We start from the raw sequence: 18,635 nt of genomic DNA on the forward strand, positions 1-18,635 counted from the left end.
GGTTCTTTTATCATGTTGATGAAGAGGATTTCGCAACCCAACCAATCGCGTCTGCAGGTGGATTGTCCACATCAATCCAGATGAAGTCAATCCCAATTTCACCGTTTTTGAATTTGGAAAGACGGATACCATTGATTTCTAGTTGAGATAGTTTCTTACCCGTTAAGATCTCTCTATCTTTTAACTGAAAGACACCACGAAGAATCCAATTGCCAAGGATTTCTTGCTTATCAGTTGATTGAATGGCCTTCCCAGCTTCTTGATTGATATAGGCAGTAATCACATCACCTGATGATAAAAATCGTAGTTTAAAGGTCCGTTCTTCTTTTGGAAGCGCAAGCTTACTAGTACCTGGCTCAAACCTACCTATCCCTTTACCAAAAAAGTCTGGACGCTCCTCATGGAAATGTTTGGAGTCCGGAAGAGGGATATACACTTCACTAACCGGACGATACACCAGCTGTTCAATTTCTTTAATGAGTTTTTCATTACCTGTCTCGTGTACAAAGCGAATCAAGTCCTCACGAATGGACTTCATCTGAGCTTTTTCTTCCTTGGTAGACCATTTTTTCAAGAGGATTTCTTCCAAAGAGAAGGTTACAAAAGCAAGTTCTTCTGGAGCCAGACTGTCTTTAAATTTGTCCTGAATCTTTAAAATTCGTGGCAAGCGATCTTTCTTAGCTAGTTTAGATCCACCATTAAAGGCATTAAAACCAGAATTTTCTTCTACATTTCCATGTTTGTCTGTAATCACCCACGACACCGTCTCAAAAATCTCCGAATCACTTTTTTCCGAAGTCAATAAATGAAGGTGTTCAAAAAGATAAAAGGGATCTTCGACATAATCCACATCCCAGGTGTCAACTACAATCTCCTTATTCCTAAAGGTCATATGGAGCTGACTATCTGCTGCCGTGTATTTGTAATCATGCTGGCCATCTGTAAAACGGAAATTTGTCGGATTGTTCTTGGTCGTTGATCCTAAAATTTTGAGATTGTCTAGATCAACCGGCAGATAAGTTGTCTCTCCTACATGGATCTGAGGCTTGTGTCCTTTCGAAGTCGGCATCAAGACATGATAGACGGCTTCTACATGACTAGAATCAGAATGAAATCCCTTTATGAGAGCCTTAGACGATTCAATCCGTTGATTTCGCAAGGTCACAATCTCACGGGCCAGTTTTTCATAGCGAGCACGATTTTCTTTATCAGCTGTCTCCTTGTCCGGTGAAATCTCAGCATGAAATCGGATTTCACTCAACAGCTCATTCCAAGACTGTGAATCTTTCTTGAACTGCGCAATCTTTTGATCCCCTGAGTCCAAACCAAAGGATTTAATCCCAACCAAATACTTATGTTGCTCATCAACGACAAGCGAAGCATCATAAGAAGTATTGGCAATATCCTCACCAACAGCATGAAAAGCCTTCTGAAAAACAGTTTCCTGAAATTTAGAGTTGACGATAGGAGCGACATAGCTCTCTCGATCATCAGAATCTTCACCTTCTGCTTTCTGAGAAAAGGCCTCACTCAGACTGGCAAAGTTGGTAATGAGAGTCTTATATTTCTCTTTTTGTTCTTGTTTTAGGTGTTCCCACATAAATCAATCCTCACTTCTTATTTAAGTATATCAAAAGAAGACTAGTTTTTCACTAGTCCCCTTACTTATATAATTCGTTAAATAATGCTATAAAACTCTAAATTTCCACGTTTTTTTACCAATCTGAAATAATCTTCATCAGATAAAATGGCAAGACCATCCTCATAGGAGGCAATCTTCTTCTCTGCTTCCTCATAAGTGGAGACAAAATCTTTCACATAAGACTGGCCTTCAAACTGGCCATTCATCTTGGTATAGATAATGGCGAATTTTCCTGAACGATCCAGTTGAGACGGCCCATTGCTCTCATTAAGGGCAAAAGCAATCCGCTCTGCGATGCGTTTAATTACGGGAACGACCACACTATTTCCAGCCTGTTTATAAAGTTGGCCATTTGAAACACCTTCTGGGATTTTAAAGGATTTAGGATAGCCTTGGACATTGAAAGTTTCCTTTGGTGTTAACTTCCGAATCTCCCCACTGTCTGTCAGGATCAGAGGGACATTGTGCCCGCCAGTTCCCATATTAGCAGTTAAAGTAGGAACAACACCGTTTTTATTCTCCCGAACATATTGACGACGCCATTGGTAAACTGTATCTTGACTAGTCACTTCAAACTTCAACTGGTCGTAGAAATTTTGCTTCCCTTCTCGATAATAGTAGGCCTCATCTGGCTTAGCACCAAAATCAATAACATCACTCAAAGTCGTTGTCAGCTTGATTTCCTCTGGGAAGTTAAACAAGTCGTAGGCTTCTTTGGTATCAAAACCAACAATGTAGATCCGCTCACGGTTTTGTGGGATATTTCCGTAGTCTTTCCCGTTGAGAACCTTCCATTTGATGAAGTAGTTGTTCTCGGTCAAGGCTTCACGAATAACCTTAAAGGTATTCCCATGGTCATGACCGACCATGTTCTTGACATTTTCGATGAAAATCGCACGAGGTTTACATCCCTCAATCATGCGAAGCAATTCGAAGAAAAGATCGCCACGATCATCATCAAAGCCCTTGCGATAACCCGCAATACTAAAGGCCTGGCAAGGGAATCCTCCCATAATCACATCCACGCGCTCAGCCGGAATATCCTCTGGCTGAACAGCGTGAATATCACGACCATCCAAATAGGTATCTGGATAGTTTAACTGATAAGTCTGACGCGCATACTTATCAAACTCATTGGCATACACCACTCTGAACTCGTTGGTCTGTTCAAATCCCAACTCAATTCCCCCAACACCTGAGAAGAAAGCTGCAATATTGTACTTCTCAGGTCGGTTCGAACTTACAGAATTTGTCATGTAGTAACCTGCTTTCTATTCCAAAATATCAGCTTCCATTACATGAAAGTAATAATACAATTAATAATAGGGGTAAATAAATCACTATTTCTGATACCGAGAATAATGAACTATAAAATTTAACAATATTTTTATACTGTGTAACATTCATTGATAAATCAGATTCTTCCGTTACATTATCAATTATGTCGTTATACAGTTTTCTAAAAAGACGTTCCTGCCATAAATAATACGAATCTAATAGCCAAAAAAATATGATTGGAATTAGATAAATAAATATATTATTTCTAAACTCATCATTTTGTAAAAAAACAAATAAGCCGACTAATATTGTGATAGTCCATCCTTTAATGGCAAATGAATTTTGAGCCATACGAGAAATAGTTGACTGAACTATATCTATATGCTTTAATTTTGATTCTTTCATTTTATTTTTCCTCTAATAAAATACTTAATTTACTTTCAGAAATAATCTGGCCACCTAAATCTTCAAAATATGCTTTATTTGCTTCATAAGTTTTGCTCTCCTTATCATACAATTCACATACTGTTCTAATTAATCCAAACAATACATGGAAATGATTTTCAGTTGTATAAACTTCATCTTGATTCGGAGAAATATAGACAGTTGGATATACTTGATCTATATTTAAAGGCGCTTCTGGTTTTTCAGTTCCAGCTTTAATAATCCCATGTTCGGTTCTGACAATCCAACCAGCACCAATTTCTTGTAAAACACCAGGACTTTTACATGTTTTATTTGAGTAAATATATAATACGTATATTTGTTTCTGTGAGTAGCTTTGAATAAAGAATTCTCTAAGATAATCAAAAACATTTGACCCATATGGTACGCCTGATCTATTCTCTGGATCACTTGTGTATATAATCTCATTATTTTTGAAACCATTTAATAAAAGTAAACCATATATGATATTATTTAATTTTTGGTCACTTCTAGTATGACTTAATAATATTTTCCTTGTATCTTGATCTGTTGCAATTTTTTTAATACCCATCTCTGTTAAAACTTTATTAGCAACGTTTATATCTAAATTACCACTCTGTTTAACAGAATCTATGTAAGCAATGGTGGATTCTACACTTTCTTTAAGTTGTTTTTCCGCATCAATTTTTTTCTTTCTTTTACTTTCGTCACTGTTTTTTTTCTTTGCTTTGATAGCTTTTTCTTTCAATCGAAGTACTTGGGTAAGTATTTTTCCGGATTCTTCTATGAACTTTTGATAGCGAATATCATCACTTTTGTATCCTTGCCTATTACTCAAAGCCATATCCGGTAACGAAGTTTCCTCAAACTCATCAACATATAATTGACCAACAACATATACTTCATTCAATCGATTCTGTCCAATTTCATTTAAAACATTAAATTGACCTAACTTCTCGTGAGAATATATTGCTAAAAAGTTGTCGGGGAAATCTGTTGACTCTTTAGCTTTTAAACCACGTGTTGTATGATACGTCCCAATCCATCCTTTGATTTTTAAAACTCTATCAACTTCTTCCCCATCTTTATTTATTATTGAATAGGCGATTTCTCTCTCTTTTTCTTCCCGGAGATTTTCTTTTGCATATTTGGGAGCATCTTCTTTAAATTTATCTATAATATTGTATGTATCATTGCCGATGATCAAAAGGGAATCCAAACTTGTTGCTAGCGAATCAACAAAACTATCAGCAACTAATGTTCTCTTATCTTTTCCCTTAATGTGGATAATAAAAGGATTTTTCTTATCTGAACTCAATTGTGGGAAAAATTTAGATAAGTTTTTTTTCACAGTTATAGAAGTTGCTGGGATTTGAAATTCTGATTTTAGCATTTCAATTCTAGTTCCAGATACTGATATATTATTAAAATGTATATCAGTATCCTTAATTGGTAATAACTTACCATCTTTTGGAACACTTCTCGTTAACGTAAAACCAGACAGCTCTCCATTAGATTTTGTCATTACTCTAACTTCACTTGAAATTGCTAGGGCCGCCAACTTTCCAATTCCTTTTCTGCCCATTTTAGGTCTCTTGAATTTTCTACTTTTTGATTCAGCTTCTGTATTTCTTGTTGATTTTGCGACTTCAAGATATTTATTAACTGTCTCTTCATAAGTCATACCATGTCCATCATCTTCTATAATAATAGAGTCTCCAGATAGATCAAGCCATACATTTTCTGCATCAGCATCATAACTGTTTGCAATAAGTTCTGCTAATACATAATAAATATTAGTATAAAGACTGGGTCCTAAAAGCTCCAAGATTTCAGGACTAATATGTATAGGGTACTCTTTGCTAGAATTCATCAAGTTCCTCCAAATGGTTTATAATACTTTTACCAATGATCTCACCTAATTTAGGTGGCACTGCATTTCCAATTTGTAACGCTACTTGGGATATTGGGTAATTCCTACTCTGTTTAGGGTCAACAAACTCATAATTTAATGGAAATGTCTGCAAAAGTGCCCCTTCACGTAGACTTAAAGCTCTATCTTGTTCTGGATGACCAAACCTACCATTACCGATTCCAGGGAACTGAGTTGTAATAGTATTAGCAGGCTTGTCCCATTCCAATCGACCATAAACTGACCCAAACGATTTCCCACTGTCTTTTTTATATGCTTCCAAAAGAAGGTCGTCATCCCAATCTCTCCAAGTCCCTCCTGGTTTAGATTGTCTTATTCTTTTTAAGTTTAAGTCTGATAAATTTCTACTTCTATGTAGTGGATCATTTTCATAAATTTCTCCCGCTCTTATTTTAGGTAGTTTCCCTATAGCATCTCTAAGAGTAGGGTGAGTATCTGAATTGAACTCTGGTTCAATTAACGAAATATCTTCGAATTTTGACGCAAGTAAAAGTAGCCGTTTTCTTGTTTGAGGCACTCCGTAATCCGGAGCATATACCACCTTGTAAGTGACCTTGTAGCCATTCTTTTCTAATAAAGTAAGAAAACGATGAAATACTTCTCTTTTTTGCATCTGAGGAACATTTTCCATTGATACAATATCTGGTTTTACAAGTTCAACTTGTCTACCAAAACAATCCAAAAGGTCTATCTTCTTTTTTGTGTTTTCATTATTCTGATATTTATGGCTGTACGTTGAAAATGGTTGACAAGGAGCACAACCAATCAATACTTTTATATCAGTATCTGACGGATACAATCCCAAAATTTCGTCATCTTCAATTTCCTTTATATCTTTTAAAATAAATTTAGCATCATTATTGTACTCGTAGGCAAATTTACTTTTTTCATCAATATCATACCCAGCTACAACATTGATACCCGCCTGCTGAATACCGTACGTTAGACCGCCTACACCACAAAATAAATCAACTGCATTTATTTTCATACCGGCCTCCTATTACTTTTCGTTTTTACCTTTCATTCTACCATAAATCAACTAAAAAAGCAGATGCTGATATTAATTTTCAGAATCTGCTTAAAGTTTTTTTTATTTAACTAACTTCTTCATCTCATCAATACGTGCGACGGTCGCATCGTATTTCGCTTGGTAGTCGGCTTGTTTATCGCGTTCTTTTTGGACGACTTCTGGTTTGGCATTGGCTACGAAGCGTTCGTTAGAAAGCTTCTTACCGACCATGTCCAGTTCTTTTTGCCATTTAGCGAGTTCCTTGTCGAGACGAGCGAGTTCTTCTTCGACATTGAGGAGGTCTGCTAGTGGCAAGTAGATTTCTGCTCCTGTGATGACACTTGACATAGCGAGTTCAGGTGCAGGGATGTTTGATGCGATTTCCAAGTGTTCTGGATTTGTGAAGCGTTTGATGTAGTTGACATTGCTGTTAAAGAAGGCTTCCAAGTCGCTGTCGCTTGTCTTAACAAGAATCGTGATAGACTTGCTTGGAGCAACGTTTACTTCCGCACGCGCATTCCGAACAGCACGGATCAAGTCTTTGAGGCTTTCCACACCTGTGTGAGCAGCAAGATCTTCAAAGGCTGGGTTGACAGTTGGGTATTCTGCTGTAACGATCGAACCTTCTGAGATTTGCCCAAAGATTTCCTCTGTCACGAATGGCATGATTGGGTGAAGAAGACGAAGGATCTTGTCCAATGTGTAAAGGAGAACAGAACGTGTGATAACTTTCTCTTCTTCGTTATCGCTATAAAGGACTTCCTTAGTCAACTCAACGTACCAATCCGCAAACTCGTCCCAGATGAAGTTATAGAGGATGTGTCCAGCAACACCAAATTCAAACTTATCAAAGTTGGCCGTTGCTTTGCCGATCGTTTCATTGAGATTGTGGAGAATCCAGCGGTCTGTGACGTTTCCAGCTTCTTTGTTGACAACTTTTTCGACATTGGCCGTTGCTTGCTCAAGGGTCAAGCCTTCATTGTTCATGAGGATGTAGCGAGAGATGTTCCAGATCTTGTTAATGAAGTTCCAAGACGCATCCATTTTCTCGTAAGAGAAGCGCACGTCTTGCCCTGGCGCAGAACCGTTTGACAGGAACCAACGAAGGGCATCAGCACCGTATTTCTCAATAACATCCATTGGGTCAATCCCGTTCCCGAGAGATTTAGACATCTTGCGTCCTTGCTCGTCACGAATAAGACCGTGAATCAGGACGTTTTGGAATGGCTGACGACCCGTGAATTCCAAAGATTGGAAGATCATACGAGACACCCAGAAAAAGATGATGTCGTAACCTGTTACCAAGGTTGAAGTTGGGAAGTACCGTTTGAAGTCTTCTGAGTCCACATCCGGCCAGCCCATAGTTGAGAATGGCCAAAGGGCAGAACTGAACCAAGTATCCAAGACGTCTTCGTCCTGAGTCCATCCGTCGCCTTCTGGAGCTTCTTCACCGACGTACATTTCACCCTCAGCATTGTACCAAGCTGGGATTTGGTGACCCCACCAGAGCTGACGAGAGATGACCCAGTCGTGGACGTTTTCCATCCATTGAAGGAAGGTATCGTTGAAACGAGGTGGGTAGAATTCGACCTTGTCCTCTGTGTCTTGGTTGGCAATAGCATTTTGAGCCAATTGGTCCATCTTAACGAACCATTGCGTTGACAAGCGTGGCTCAACCACTACACCTGTACGCTCTGAGTGACCAACACTGTGGACACGTTTTTCGATTTTAACAAGGACACCGATTTCTTCCAACTTGGCAACGACTGCCTTACGAGCTTCAAAACGGTCCATGCCTGCAAATTCAAAGGCCAAGTCATTCATGGTTCCATCGTCGTTCATAACGTTGACTTGTGGCAAATTGTGACGTTGACCAACCAAGAAGTCGTTTGGATCGTGGGCAGGTGTGATTTTCACAACACCCGTACCAAATTCAGGATCTGCGTGCTCGTCTCCAACGATTGGGATGAGTTTGTTAGCGATTGGAAGAACGACATGTTTACCAATCAAATCCTTGTAGCGTGGATCTTCTGGATTGACCGCAACGGCCACGTCTCCAAACATAGTCTCAGGACGAGTGGTTGCCACTTCAAGGGCGCGTGAGCCATCTTCCAGCATGTAGTTCATGTGGTAGAAGGCACCTTCGACATCCTTGTGAATCACCTCGATATCAGAAAGGGCTGTGCGAGCTGCTGGATCCCAGTTGATGATAAACTCACCACGGTAGATCCAACCTTTCTTGTAAAGGTCGACAAAGACCTTACGAACGGCTTTTGACAAACCTTCGTCAAGAGTGAAACGCTCACGAGAGTAGTCTACAGAGAGCCCCATCTTGCCCCATTGTTCCTTGATAGTAGTGGCATATTCGTCTTTCCATTCCCAAACTTTGTCGAGGAATTTCTCACGACCCAGGTCGTAACGGGTAATGCCCTCACCACGCAAGCGCTCCTCAACCTTAGCCTGAGTCGCAATCCCCGCGTGGTCCATCCCTGGAAGCCAAAGCGTATCAAAACCTTGCATGCGTTTTTGACGGATGATGATATCCTGTAAAGTCGTATCCCAAGCGTGACCAAGGTGGAGTTTACCTGTAACGTTTGGAGGTGGAATCACGATTGAATAAGGCTTAGCCTTTTGATCGCCTGAAGGCTTGAAAACATCCGCATCAAGCCATTTTTGGTAACGACCAGCCTCAACCTCGGCTGGATTGTATTTAGGTGAAAGTTCTTTAGACATGTGTGTTCTCCTATCTTTTTATAACGGCCTAACTAGACCTTCTTCTATTCCTTTTTTTAAACTGCTAAAACAAACTCTTGTCATTGCTTCAGATTCCATTCCTTCAGAATATTTTTCTTCAGATTTCTTAGCAAAATTACGAAAATACCTCTCAACATGGTCACTTAAATAAACTGATTTATACTGCTCAAAATTATCAAACGAAGCAATGTAACCAATATAAACTTGAATTAACAAAGATTCGTCAAAATAAGCATCATTAACAAAATGATAATTTGTTTTTTTATCTAAAAGAAATTTATTCAACTCTGTAATTAAGTTATATTGTTGTTCATTTAAATCAAAATATTTCTCATTTAATAATACCCTCTTATCAGGTTTATTAAAATCATACCTAGTGTTTGCTGTTATTTGTGAAACCAACTTTCCAATCAAAACAACAATCATATCTGTTATTTGTAATCCGACATAGTCTCTAGAATTACAAGACTCTTCAATTTTATTAATTTTTAAACGACTAAATATGTCACTAGGTATTCCTTCATCTAAGAAAAGGATCCATTCAATGTTATCATCAGGATATCTTTGCTCGGTCACCCACAAATCAAATGCCCACTTTACCTTATTCCAATCGAAAGATAGTTTTAAGTCCGGTTCAAACAACTTAATTTTATGGTCATTAATTACCCTATCCATTGAAATAATGAGTTGTTGGTAAATAACTAATTGCCGAGCCATCCTCATATTTCCTTGATTATTATTAATTATCCTATTCAAATCCTGCTTTATTAGTTTCAACAAAGGTCTTGTTGGCAATGTTTTATCCAATAAAGCTTCAATAACTTTTCTTGAAGCCTCAATTTCAGCATATTTGGTTAAAACATATTTAGCAATAAACGGTGAAAAATCTGTCTCTTCATCTAAAAAATAAAAGAAGTTAGTTAATCTTGATGAGGTAATAATTGACATTTTGCTAATCATAAACAATAAATTATCAACTTCGAATTTATTTAGCATCTTAAAGATGGCTAAATAAAACTGAACTTCATTATTTTTCATAGAAGCAATTCCATACTCAAAGTTTGATTTCAACAAATCTAAACCTTTAAGTTCTTTATTCTTATTTTTTAATGATTGCCAAAGTTGTTTTCTGCTTGATAAATAAGTTTCAACAATTTGATTATACTCCTGTTCAATTAATTCATAGACTACTTTATCAATTTGAATCACATTAGCAACATAGGAATGCATATTATCGTTAGCATAAGATAATTTATTTTGTTTATCAAATGGCTGTGTAATTTTAAAAGAATTTTGTGGACCTTTTTCGTCCATAAATAGATAATTCATTCTCTCTCTTTTTTCCTCAACTGTTCGATTTTCTCAAACAGTTCAACTAACAGTTTAAACTCTCCCACTCACTCTTCAGCAAGCCATACCTCAAATCATCACAGCGATTGCCCTGAGCATCTTTGCGGTCTCGGATACAAGCTTCAAGGGTAAAGCCAAGCTTCTCGGCAACTCGTTGACTTTGGACATTGTAACCAAAGCAGACCAGTTCTATCTTGTGAAGATCCAGTTCTTTGAAAGCTAGATCAATCAAAGCACGCGCCGCTTCGGGCACATAACCTCGTCCCCAATAGTCTGGGTGCAAGGTATAGCCAATCTCCAACACATCGTCTTCGTGGCGGTGATTGAAATCGACTGAGCCTATGATTTTATCCGTCCCTTTGACTACAATGCCGTAACCCGCTGGGAGATTATCCTTTTGGTTACGCTCAGGAAGGATATGCTCTAGGTAATAAATCTCATCTTCCAAGGTTTTGACGGGTGGAAAGCCTGCTGGGTAAGAAACTTCTGGGAGACTAGCGTAGGCATAGATATCCTCGGCATCCGCTACGGTACGGACTCGCAAGACCAGTCGCTCGGTCTCTATTTGTCCTGGTAACTCTACTCTTGTCATCTTCTTCCCTCGCTTTCTACAAAAAATCGCCCCTGTCATCAATCTGACAGGGACGAATGTGTTTAATCCGCGGTACCACCCAATTTCGGGCAAGGCCCGCAACTTTGTTTATTTCATTTTCATCCATTAGCAACCAGTTTTGACACATTTGTGGACTTCTCAGCACCGCCACTTTCTGTAAAATGTGGGATTCAAAACACCTCTAACAGCTTCATTTTATCAAGTTTTCCTGGAAATAGCAAGAAATCACAAAAGCAATTATTTGAATTTGACTCCAAGCTCTTGCAATTTTTTGATGGTTGCTGGGCCGATTCCTTTAAGGGCCAACAACTCTTTTTCTGTCCAGTTTGCGAAGTCCGCAACAGAGCGAATACCTTCATCATAGAATGTTTGCGCACGATCAAGGGCTACACCTTCCAAGCTTGCAGCGAATTCTTCCACTGAAGAAGCTGCTTGTTTCACTTCTTTCGCTACTGCTTTTGCTGCTTTCTCAACTTTCTTAGGTGCCTCTTTAACAGCTGCTTCTACAGTTGCGACAGCTTTTTTCAAAAGGTGTCTATTTTGATGTTTGTATTGTTTCGCACGGTTAACGTTCTTCTTTGCCATTTTTCCTCCTACGTATCCAGTGATCAATCCCTAAGGCAACAAGGTTTCATCACCAATATTACTTTCGATAATTCGTTGACGTCTGCTCAACTTTTTTATTGTAACACAATCCCTCGAAAAATCAAGTCATTGCACTATTTTCAGCCAAATCCAGCTAGTCAAAGGCCTTCACAGAGAGCCTTTAATAGGTTCTCTCTCCAAACAAGCCATCTGGAAGATCGTGGAAACCTTTCCCTTCGTGGTAGTTGGCAAACTTCCCTTGCAAGAATTGATAGGCATCCAAGCGACTCTCGTAGCGGATCATGGCTTCCTTGGCCCGCTCGTCCTGATCCTCTTCATAGACCTTCTTGCTTTCTGTCAGGGCCATCTCATTGATCATGACCTGGGTCTTGATCCAAGCCTCAAATTCTTTCATAAATTCTTTTTCGTAACTCATTCTTACTCCAATCCTCTATAAAATTCACTATCGATCTCCCGATAGGGTTGGATATCCTGGACATATTCCAAGACACCTTGAAATTCTCCAGCTTCATCGCGCACTGCTGCATAGGTCACATGGACAAATTTCCCACGTGATTCTGATTTAAACCACATTTCGTACTTGTCTTTTTTCCCTTCGCGAAGCCCCTGCATGATGGCTTTGACCTTCTCCAAGTATTTCGGAGGGTGACACAGTTCGACATTGCGTCCTACCTGCGACGGCGTCCGTTTGAAGATCATTTCCTCAAAAGGCGCTGCATCATTGTAATATTGGAAAATATCATCCTTATTGACAAAGGTGATCTCCATCGGTAAATGATTCAAGATCAAGTTAGCCTGCTCCACAGAGAGAAAGCCATGCCCAAAAGCTTGTTGCTGTTGGCGATCGAAACTCTCTTCCTTTTTCTTAGGCGTGAAGGTAATGGTCAATTGTCCCTCAGGAGTCTCAATGACCTGACGCTGCTCGCCTCCTTCTGAAGAAGGAAGGGCCTCCCCTGAACCTTCTGACTCTCTTGCTCCTTCTTCCTTGAAGTCCACGCGTTTCGGCACCCATTTCTCACTCGGAATGATAATAGCATAACCATAAGCCTCGCTTTCTTCCGCGATGGAGAGCCAATCATCCTGAGTAAAGGCCTCCAGCAAAATCATCAAGAGGATCGATTCTTCCTTGAAGATCATAGCCTCAAACTCTTGCGCAAAGGCTTCAAAGTGTTCCTTGACTTCTGAGATAGGAGAATCAGGCAGGCCTTTGGCCAGGTCCAAAGCTTTCGCAAAAAGTTCTCGAATCTGGTCATCTACTCCCCACATGACTTTGGGAGGGGAATCATGCCCATAGCGCTCCATAATAGGAAACATCAACTCTTCCTTCCGACGGTAATGGCGATCAAATTGACCCACCAAGCCTAGCTGACGCAAGAGGCCTTTCTGAATCTCTTGGATCATCTCAGGATCCTCCGTCGTCTCATAATTATCCAGCAAGCGGCGGACCCGCATCATAGCGGCCCGAAGGGCTAGATTCTCCTGTTTAAAAATCTGAACCGGGTGACCTGGATGGTCTGTATCTGCCACTTCGACCCCTTGTACAGCATTCTTAAAGAGATTGGCATGGACATCGCACAGCTCCATAACATCCTCAAAGGTGATGCCTGCATCGGAGTTCATCAGTTCATGCTCCATGAGGGAAATCTCAATCGCAGACACCCCGCTAAAGGTCGCATCAAAGCGCTCTTGGACCGACTCAGGAGAAGCTCCATGATGCAGGTCTAATAAGATATCTCTTAAGACATGAATTCGTTCATCACTCATTAGTCTAGCCCCACTACTTCATAGCCATTGGCCTCTAGTGTTCGTACAATCTTCTCCATAGGAGTACCTTCTAATTTTGATCCTTGTTTCAAGGAAACCTTGCGCCCAACTGTATTGCGCATGATCGGATTGGCTAAGGGTTTAAAGCCCAACTCCACCAACAAATCTAACACTTCCGGATGTTGATCAATGACTTGAGCAACTGGAATCGATACATCAATTTTATTGTCCATCTCTCACTCTCACATTTCTTCTCTCATCTAAGCTCTTGGGAAACTAAGACTCCTCCTGGGAAAGCTCTTCGGCTCTCTGATTGGCCCGTTCTTCTCCCCACCAAAAGGGCATCAACTCTCCCAGAGTAATAGTCTTCCGACTCTCATAATCGACCATAAACTCCAACTGGCTATTGGCTGAATCAAGTTCCATTAAGAACTCTCGACAAGCCCCACAAGGCATTCCAGAGCCACCGCCATAAGGTGGTCGATCTCGGAAGGCTAAAATTCGTTTTACCTTGGTTTGACCAGATGCTTGGTACATATTAAAGAGAGCCGCTCGTTCCGCACACAAATGGAAGACTCCACAAGTCCCTTCCATACAAAAGCCTGTAAAAATTTGTCCGTCCTCTGCCTCAATAGCCGCAACCACGTGTTGTGCATAGACAAAATCAGATACTTCATGGGGACGGTAGAGGGCCTTGGCCTTTTCATACATGATTTCCCAAATATCCATTGTTGATTCCTGTTCTATTAAGCTTTCTTGACTAACTTCACCACAGCCTCTGTCCGAGCTGTATGGGGAAACATATCTACTGACTGGATGTAGACAACATCATATACCTTGGTCAAGTCTACAAGATCTCGTGCCAAGGTCGAAACATTACAAGAAACGTAGACCATCTTTTGAGGAGCATAGCGCAACAAGGTATCAATCAATTGAACTCCCAACCCTGTTCGAGGTGGATCCACAATGACTGCATCTGCTCGATAGCCTTCTTTGTACCAGCGAGGGATGATTTCCTCAGCCGTCCCAGCTTCATAGTGGGTGTTATCAAAGCCCATCTGCTTCGCATTGTATTTGGCATCTTCAATCGCTTCAGGGATAATATCCATCCCCCGTACACTCTTGACCTTGTCCGCAAAGGCGAAACCAATGGTCCCAACCCCGCAGTAGGCATCAATCAAATGGTCCTCTGGTGATACATCTAAGGCCTTCACAGCCTCACTATAGAGGACTTCGGTTTGTTCAGGATTTAACTGGTAAAAGGCCCGAGGAGACAAGGAAAATTCATAATCCAAGACCCCTTCTCGAATGGTCTCCTGTCCCCAAATAATCTGCGTCTTCTCCCCATAAATCTCGCTGGATTTAGAAGTGTTCAGATTGACTGCCACCGTCACAATTTCAGGGTATTTTTCTACCAAATCCGCAACCAAGTCTGTTAAATTGATTTGTCGACTCGTCACCACGATCATTTGGACCTGTCCAGTCTTGCGAGCCCGACGCACCATGATGGTTCGAACCCCCAATTGCTTCCGATCATCTGAAATTGGAATCTGGTAGTAGGTTAATAACTCCGCTACATGATTAGCAATTTCCTGAATGACCGGATCCTGGACCAGACAGTCCCTTAATTCCACCAAATAATGGGAATTTTGAGCGTATAAACCAGCCTTGACCTGCCCCTTAAATTTACGCGTCTGAAATTGGAGCTTAGCCCGATAATACTGAGGTTTTTCCATCCCAAGCGTCGGATGGATCAGATAATTTTCATAGCCTGTAGGAGCATATTTTTTCAAGGCCTGCTGCAATAAGTCTGTTTTGAACTCCAACTGCTTGCTGTACTTCAGATGCATGATTTGGCAGCCCCCACAGGTCTCATAAATATCACAGGTTGGCGTTACCCGATACTTGGAAGCCTTGTTGACGGACAATAGCTTGGCTTCTGCAAAATTCTTCCGAATCGCCGTAATTTGGCAAAAGACATCTTCACCCTTTAAAGCCCCAGGCACGAAGACCAAGGTCTTCTTGTAAAAGCCAATCCCTTCTCCGTTAATTCCCATTCGCTTGATTTTCAAAGGAATTCTTTGTTTAACTTTTAAATCCATATGTCTATTATACCATGTAGTTTCTCATTCGTTTAGAATATGATAGAATTGAAAAGAAAAACAAGGAATCATGGACCATTTCTCAAAAATACTACGAATAATAAAAGAGAAAGACCGATCATTTACCATCATAAAACTCAAACGAAACAGGAATCTTATGAAAATTACCAAATTAGAAAAGAAAAAACGTCTCTACCTTCTAGAGCTGGATCAAGCCGAATCCCTCTACATTACAGAAGACACCATCGTCCGCTTCATGCTCTCACGAGAAAAGGAAATTAGCCAGGAAGAACTCAAGGAAATCCAAGCCTTTGCTCAGCTTTCCCACGCTAAGAATTTAGCCCTTTATCACCTTTCTTTTAAAGCCCGTACAGCTCGTGAAGTTCGCGACTACTTAGCCAAGCATGAAATCGACGAATCCACTATTGAAACTGTCATTAACACCCTAAAAGAGGACAAATGGATCGATGACTTAGCCTATACTCGGGCTATCTTTCAATCCAATCATCTCTCGGGTGACAAGGGGCCCTATCTCCTCAAGCAAAAGCTCATTCAAAAAGGAGTCTCTTCCCACTATATAGATCAGATCACCTCAGAATTTGATTTTCCCGAGGTAGCTCAACGAACTGCCCAAAAATTAGCCAAACAATACGCTAAAAGACTTCCACCACGAGCCTTAAAAGATAAAATCACACAAAATCTTATCAATAAAGGCTTCAGTTATGAAGTTGCCAAGCAAGCCTATCACCAGTTGGATATTGAGCTAGATGAAGAACAAACACTCGACCTGATTATGAAGGAACTGGAAAAGCAACATCAAAAATATTCTAGAAAATATGAAGGCTATGAGCTCAAACAACGCCTCACTCAAGCACTAGCGCGCAAAGGCTACGACTACTCTGACATTTCTACAGCTCTTCGCGAATTCCTTTAAATAAAAATTCACATGAAAATCCCTTATTTTCATGAAAATATGATACAATATAGAGGATGTACTTAGATTGTAGAAAGTTGGTAAGTTATGAAACTACCTAAAGAAGGCGACTTTATTACAATTCAAAGTTATAAACATGATGGAAGTCTCCACCGAACGTGGCGGGACACCATGGTACTAAAAACTACGGAAAACGCACTGATCGGCGTCAATGATCATACTCTCGTTACAGAGAGCGATGGTAGAAGATGGATTACCAGAGAGCCAGCAATCGTTTACTTTCATAAGAAGTATTGGTTCAATATCATCGCTATGATACGAGAAAATGAAGTGTCCTACTATTGTAATCTAGCCAGTCCATTTTATATGGATCAAGAGGCACTAAAGTATATTGATTATGATCTTGATGTCAAAGTTTTTCCTGGTGGTGATAAGAAACTGCTGGACGTAGAAGAATACGAACAGCACAAACGTAAAATGAACTATTCAGATGACATTGACTTTATCCTAAAAGAAAATGTCAAAATCCTTGTAGATTGGATCAACAATCAATTAGGTCCTTTCTCTGAGGAATACATCAAAATTTGGTACAACCGTTATGTTGAACTGCGAAATAAATAAAGTTGAAAAGAGCGAAAGCTCTTTTTTTCGAACTTAATACTTGCAATATACACTTAAAACAAGTACTATGTACTTAACAAAAAGAGGAAGGGAGATACTATGGCGTTTACGAATACTCGAGGTCGCTATGCTAGTTTTGGTGTAATGACCAGTTTACCAGATGATATTATTGATAGTTTCTGGTATGTCATTGACAACTACCTCAAACATGTCTATCCCTTAAACTCTGTTCTAAAATTTGAACTCATCAATCGAAAAGGAAAAACAACTTTACGATTCAGTCAAAAAGACTTCCCCTTAGAAATTGCAGTTGATTTCCTAATTCCCTTCGACCCCTATTATCCAAGACAAGTCAGAATTGTCGATAATAAGGGGCGAGAAACCATCATGCTGATTGACGAGTACCAACTCTTATAAAAGAAAAAGGCCACTTGGCCTTTTTTTCATTGCAAAATAAAAAAGGTCATCTGACCTTTCTACACTATCGGGAAGACAGGATTCGAACCTGCGACACCTTGGTCCCAAACCAAGTACTCTACCAAGCTGAGCTACTTCCCGAACTAAAGCTTACGCTTTATGCACCCTAGAGGAGTCGAACCTCTAACCGCCTGATTCGTAGTCAGGTACTCTATCCAGTTGAGCTAAGGGTGCTCGTTCTTATTCAATTCTTACATAGTCTTGCGACCATGCACCCTAGAGGAGTCGAACCTCTAACCGCCTGATTCGTAGTCAGGTACTCTATCCAGTTGAGCTAAGGGTGCTTCTTCTCCAACCTAAGTCTATGCCGAGGACCGGAATCGAACCGGTACGATCGTTACCAATCGCAGGATTTTAAGTCCTGTGCGTCTGCCAGTTCCGCCACCCCGGCCTCCTCAAGCGAACGACGGGATTCGAACCCGCGACCCCCACCTTGGCAAGGTGGTGTTCTACCACTGAACTACGTTCGCATCTGTTTCTTTATATAAAAAAATGCCGGCTACATGACTTGAACACGCGACCCTCTGATTACAAATCAGATGCTCTACCAACTGAGCTAAGCCGGCTCATTATTATTCTTTTATGCGGGTTAAGGGACTTGAACCCCCACGCCGTAAAGCGCCAGATCCTAAATCTGGTGCGTCTGCCAATTCCGCCAAACCCGCTATAATGACCCGTACTGGGCTCGAACCAGTGACCCATTGATTAAAAGTCAATTGCTCTACCAACTGAGCTAACGAGTCGTATCATTATCTGCTAGAAACTAAGTTCCTACGGTCCCGACGGGAATCGAACCCGCGATCTTCGCCGTGACAGGGCGACGTGATAACCGCTACACTACGGGACCTATGGGAGTTAACGGGATCGAACCGCTGACCCTCTGCTTGTAAGGCAGATGCTCTCCCAGCTGAGCTAAACTCCCAAATGGTCGTTTAACTCACTGGACCCCTGTCGTGCACTGACTTACGTCAGTTTCGACAAAGTCGAACTTACGTTCTCCTTAGCTGAGCTAAACTCCCAAAAAAGGAAGTCTTTTAACTTCCTATCTTGCTAAGCGACTACCATATCTCACAGGGGGCAACCCCCAACTACTTCCGGCGTTCTAGGGCTTAACTTCTGTGTTCGG

At 40.6% G+C, this 18,635-nt stretch carries 17 protein-coding genes and 10 tRNA genes; 3 read left to right on the forward strand and 24 right to left on the reverse strand.

The window, feature by feature from the left end:
* Positions 1–10 precede the first annotated feature (10 nt).
* From EAI95_RS04555 to rlmD, 14 genes are all read right to left on the reverse strand, one after another.
* Positions 11–1,600 (reverse strand): hypothetical protein, encoded by a 1,590-nt coding sequence (locus EAI95_RS04555; protein ID WP_129822316.1) that lies wholly within the window; start codon positions 1,598–1,600, stop codon positions 11–13.
* A gap of 77 nt (positions 1,601–1,677) precedes the next feature.
* Positions 1,678–2,898 (reverse strand): DNA cytosine methyltransferase, encoded by a 1,221-nt coding sequence (locus EAI95_RS04560; protein WP_129822317.1) that lies wholly within the window; start codon positions 2,896–2,898, stop codon positions 1,678–1,680.
* A gap of 28 nt (positions 2,899–2,926) precedes the next feature.
* Entirely contained in the window at positions 2,927–3,325 is a 399-nt protein-coding gene (locus EAI95_RS04565) for a hypothetical protein (RefSeq protein ID WP_129822318.1), read from the reverse strand.
* Between the two features lies 1 nt (position 3,326).
* On the reverse strand, positions 3,327–5,219 hold the full coding sequence (locus tag EAI95_RS04570) for an ATP-binding protein (protein WP_129822319.1): 1,893 nt from the start codon (positions 5,217–5,219) through the stop codon (positions 3,327–3,329).
* The gene (locus EAI95_RS04575) at positions 5,209–6,267 is read right to left on the reverse strand and encodes a DNA cytosine methyltransferase (protein WP_129822320.1); all 1,059 of its coding nucleotides are present in this window, start codon (positions 6,265–6,267) and stop codon (positions 5,209–5,211) included. Before EAI95_RS04575 ends, EAI95_RS04570 begins: the two co-directional genes overlap by 11 nt.
* Positions 6,268–6,369: 102 nt before the next feature.
* A complete protein-coding gene (locus EAI95_RS04580) occupies positions 6,370–9,021 on the reverse strand; it encodes a valine--tRNA ligase (protein WP_129822321.1) in 2,652 nt (883 codons plus the stop codon).
* Between the two features lie 18 nt (positions 9,022–9,039).
* Positions 9,040–10,371, reverse strand: coding sequence for a hypothetical protein (locus EAI95_RS04585; RefSeq protein ID WP_129822322.1), 1,332 nt, complete (start codon positions 10,369–10,371; stop codon positions 9,040–9,042).
* A gap of 46 nt (positions 10,372–10,417) precedes the next feature.
* Positions 10,418–10,984 (reverse strand): GNAT family protein, encoded by a 567-nt coding sequence (locus EAI95_RS04590; RefSeq protein ID WP_193775103.1) that lies wholly within the window; start codon positions 10,982–10,984, stop codon positions 10,418–10,420.
* Positions 10,985–11,242: 258 nt separating this feature from the next.
* Positions 11,243–11,590, reverse strand: a complete 348-nt coding sequence (locus EAI95_RS04595) for a helix-hairpin-helix domain-containing protein (RefSeq protein ID WP_129822323.1) — start codon at positions 11,588–11,590, stop codon at positions 11,243–11,245.
* 181 nt (positions 11,591–11,771) lie between these two features.
* A complete protein-coding gene (locus tag EAI95_RS04600; protein WP_006596820.1) occupies positions 11,772–12,026 on the reverse strand; it encodes a DUF1912 family protein in 255 nt (84 codons plus the stop codon).
* A gap of 2 nt (positions 12,027–12,028) precedes the next feature.
* Positions 12,029–13,375, reverse strand: a complete 1,347-nt coding sequence (locus EAI95_RS04605) for a DUF438 domain-containing protein (protein ID WP_129822324.1) — start codon at positions 13,373–13,375, stop codon at positions 12,029–12,031.
* Positions 13,375–13,608 carry a DUF1858 domain-containing protein gene (locus EAI95_RS04610; protein WP_006596822.1) on the reverse strand — a complete coding sequence of 78 codons (234 nt, stop codon included), beginning with the start codon at positions 13,606–13,608 and terminating at the stop codon, positions 13,375–13,377. The genes EAI95_RS04605 and EAI95_RS04610 overlap by 1 nt, the downstream gene beginning before the upstream one ends.
* 43 nt (positions 13,609–13,651) lie before the next feature.
* Positions 13,652–14,104: a cytidine deaminase gene (locus EAI95_RS04615; RefSeq protein WP_129822325.1), complete on the reverse strand. Its 453-nt coding sequence runs from the start codon at positions 14,102–14,104 to the stop codon at positions 13,652–13,654.
* A 17-nt stretch (positions 14,105–14,121) separates the two neighbouring features.
* Complete coding sequence (gene rlmD, locus EAI95_RS04620) at positions 14,122–15,477, reverse strand: 23S rRNA (uracil(1939)-C(5))-methyltransferase RlmD (protein WP_129822326.1); 1,356 nt, start codon at positions 15,475–15,477, stop codon at positions 14,122–14,124.
* 157 nt (positions 15,478–15,634) lie between these two features.
* Between rlmD and recX the strand changes: the two genes are divergently transcribed.
* The 3 genes from recX (at position 15,635) to EAI95_RS04635 (ending at position 17,449) form a co-directional block, all read left to right on the forward strand.
* The gene (gene recX, locus EAI95_RS04625) at positions 15,635–16,411 is read left to right on the forward strand and encodes a recombination regulator RecX (RefSeq protein WP_129822327.1); all 777 of its coding nucleotides are present in this window, start codon (positions 15,635–15,637) and stop codon (positions 16,409–16,411) included.
* A gap of 87 nt (positions 16,412–16,498) precedes the next feature.
* Entirely contained in the window at positions 16,499–17,032 is a 534-nt protein-coding gene (locus EAI95_RS04630; protein WP_129822328.1) for a DUF402 domain-containing protein, read from the forward strand.
* Between the two features lie 99 nt (positions 17,033–17,131).
* Positions 17,132–17,449 carry a DUF960 domain-containing protein gene (locus tag EAI95_RS04635; RefSeq protein WP_048690403.1) on the forward strand — a complete coding sequence of 106 codons (318 nt, stop codon included), beginning with the start codon at positions 17,132–17,134 and terminating at the stop codon, positions 17,447–17,449.
* Between the two features lie 67 nt (positions 17,450–17,516).
* Here EAI95_RS04635 and EAI95_RS04640 read toward each other — a convergent pair.
* The 10 genes from EAI95_RS04640 to EAI95_RS04685 form a co-directional block, all read right to left on the reverse strand.
* Positions 17,517–17,590 (reverse strand) — tRNA-Pro (locus tag EAI95_RS04640).
* 19 nt (positions 17,591–17,609) lie between these two features.
* Positions 17,610–17,683, reverse strand: a tRNA-Arg gene (locus EAI95_RS04645).
* A 36-nt stretch (positions 17,684–17,719) separates the two neighbouring features.
* Positions 17,720–17,793 (reverse strand) — tRNA-Arg (locus EAI95_RS04650).
* 21 nt (positions 17,794–17,814) lie between these two features.
* A tRNA-Leu gene (locus tag EAI95_RS04655) sits at positions 17,815–17,900 on the reverse strand.
* Between the two features lie 7 nt (positions 17,901–17,907).
* Positions 17,908–17,979: transfer RNA gene (locus tag EAI95_RS04660), tRNA-Gly, on the reverse strand.
* Positions 17,980–18,002: 23 nt separating this feature from the next.
* Positions 18,003–18,075, reverse strand: a tRNA-Thr gene (locus EAI95_RS04665).
* A gap of 17 nt (positions 18,076–18,092) precedes the next feature.
* A tRNA-Leu gene (locus tag EAI95_RS04670) sits at positions 18,093–18,174 on the reverse strand.
* Between the two features lie 5 nt (positions 18,175–18,179).
* Positions 18,180–18,252 (reverse strand) — tRNA-Lys (locus EAI95_RS04675).
* Positions 18,253–18,283: 31 nt separating this feature from the next.
* Positions 18,284–18,356: transfer RNA gene (locus tag EAI95_RS04680), tRNA-Asp, on the reverse strand.
* Positions 18,357–18,358: 2 nt separating this feature from the next.
* Positions 18,359–18,431 (reverse strand) — tRNA-Val (locus EAI95_RS04685).
* Between the last annotated feature and the right edge of the window lie 204 nt (positions 18,432–18,635).

The organism is Streptococcus sp. bf_0095 (assembly GCF_004166885.1).
Taxonomy (GTDB): Bacteria; Bacillota; Bacilli; order Lactobacillales; family Streptococcaceae; genus Streptococcus.

Bases quoted from the DNA above. Each gene is read 5' to 3' on its own strand.
- EAI95_RS04555 (WP_129822316.1), bottom strand. From the start codon at position 1,600: ATGTGGGAACACCTAAAACAAGAACAAAAAGAGAAATATAAGACTCTC.
- EAI95_RS04560 (WP_129822317.1), bottom strand. From the start codon at position 2,898: ATGACAAATTCTGTAAGTTCGAACCGACCTGAGAAGTACAATATTGCA.
- EAI95_RS04565 (WP_129822318.1), bottom strand. From the start codon at position 3,325: ATGAAAGAATCAAAATTAAAGCATATAGATATAGTTCAGTCAACTATT.
- EAI95_RS04570 (WP_129822319.1), bottom strand. From the start codon at position 5,219: ATGAATTCTAGCAAAGAGTACCCTATACATATTAGTCCTGAAATCTTG.
- EAI95_RS04575 (WP_129822320.1), bottom strand. From the start codon at position 6,267: ATGAAAATAAATGCAGTTGATTTATTTTGTGGTGTAGGCGGTCTAACG.
- EAI95_RS04580 (WP_129822321.1), bottom strand. From the start codon at position 9,021: ATGTCTAAAGAACTTTCACCTAAATACAATCCAGCCGAGGTTGAGGCT.
- EAI95_RS04585 (WP_129822322.1), bottom strand. From the start codon at position 10,371: ATGAATTATCTATTTATGGACGAAAAAGGTCCACAAAATTCTTTTAAA.
- EAI95_RS04590 (WP_193775103.1), bottom strand. From the start codon at position 10,984: ATGACAAGAGTAGAGTTACCAGGACAAATAGAGACCGAGCGACTGGTC.
- EAI95_RS04595 (WP_129822323.1), bottom strand. From the start codon at position 11,590: ATGGCAAAGAAGAACGTTAACCGTGCGAAACAATACAAACATCAAAAT.
- EAI95_RS04600 (WP_006596820.1), bottom strand. From the start codon at position 12,026: ATGAGTTACGAAAAAGAATTTATGAAAGAATTTGAGGCTTGGATCAAG.
- EAI95_RS04605 (WP_129822324.1), bottom strand. From the start codon at position 13,375: ATGAGTGATGAACGAATTCATGTCTTAAGAGATATCTTATTAGACCTG.
- EAI95_RS04610 (WP_006596822.1), bottom strand. From the start codon at position 13,608: ATGGACAATAAAATTGATGTATCGATTCCAGTTGCTCAAGTCATTGAT.
- EAI95_RS04615 (WP_129822325.1), bottom strand. From the start codon at position 14,104: ATGGATATTTGGGAAATCATGTATGAAAAGGCCAAGGCCCTCTACCGT.
- rlmD (WP_129822326.1), bottom strand. From the start codon at position 15,477: ATGGATTTAAAAGTTAAACAAAGAATTCCTTTGAAAATCAAGCGAATG.
- recX (WP_129822327.1), top strand. From the start codon at position 15,635: ATGAAAATTACCAAATTAGAAAAGAAAAAACGTCTCTACCTTCTAGAG.
- EAI95_RS04630 (WP_129822328.1), top strand. From the start codon at position 16,499: ATGAAACTACCTAAAGAAGGCGACTTTATTACAATTCAAAGTTATAAA.
- EAI95_RS04635 (WP_048690403.1), top strand. From the start codon at position 17,132: ATGGCGTTTACGAATACTCGAGGTCGCTATGCTAGTTTTGGTGTAATG.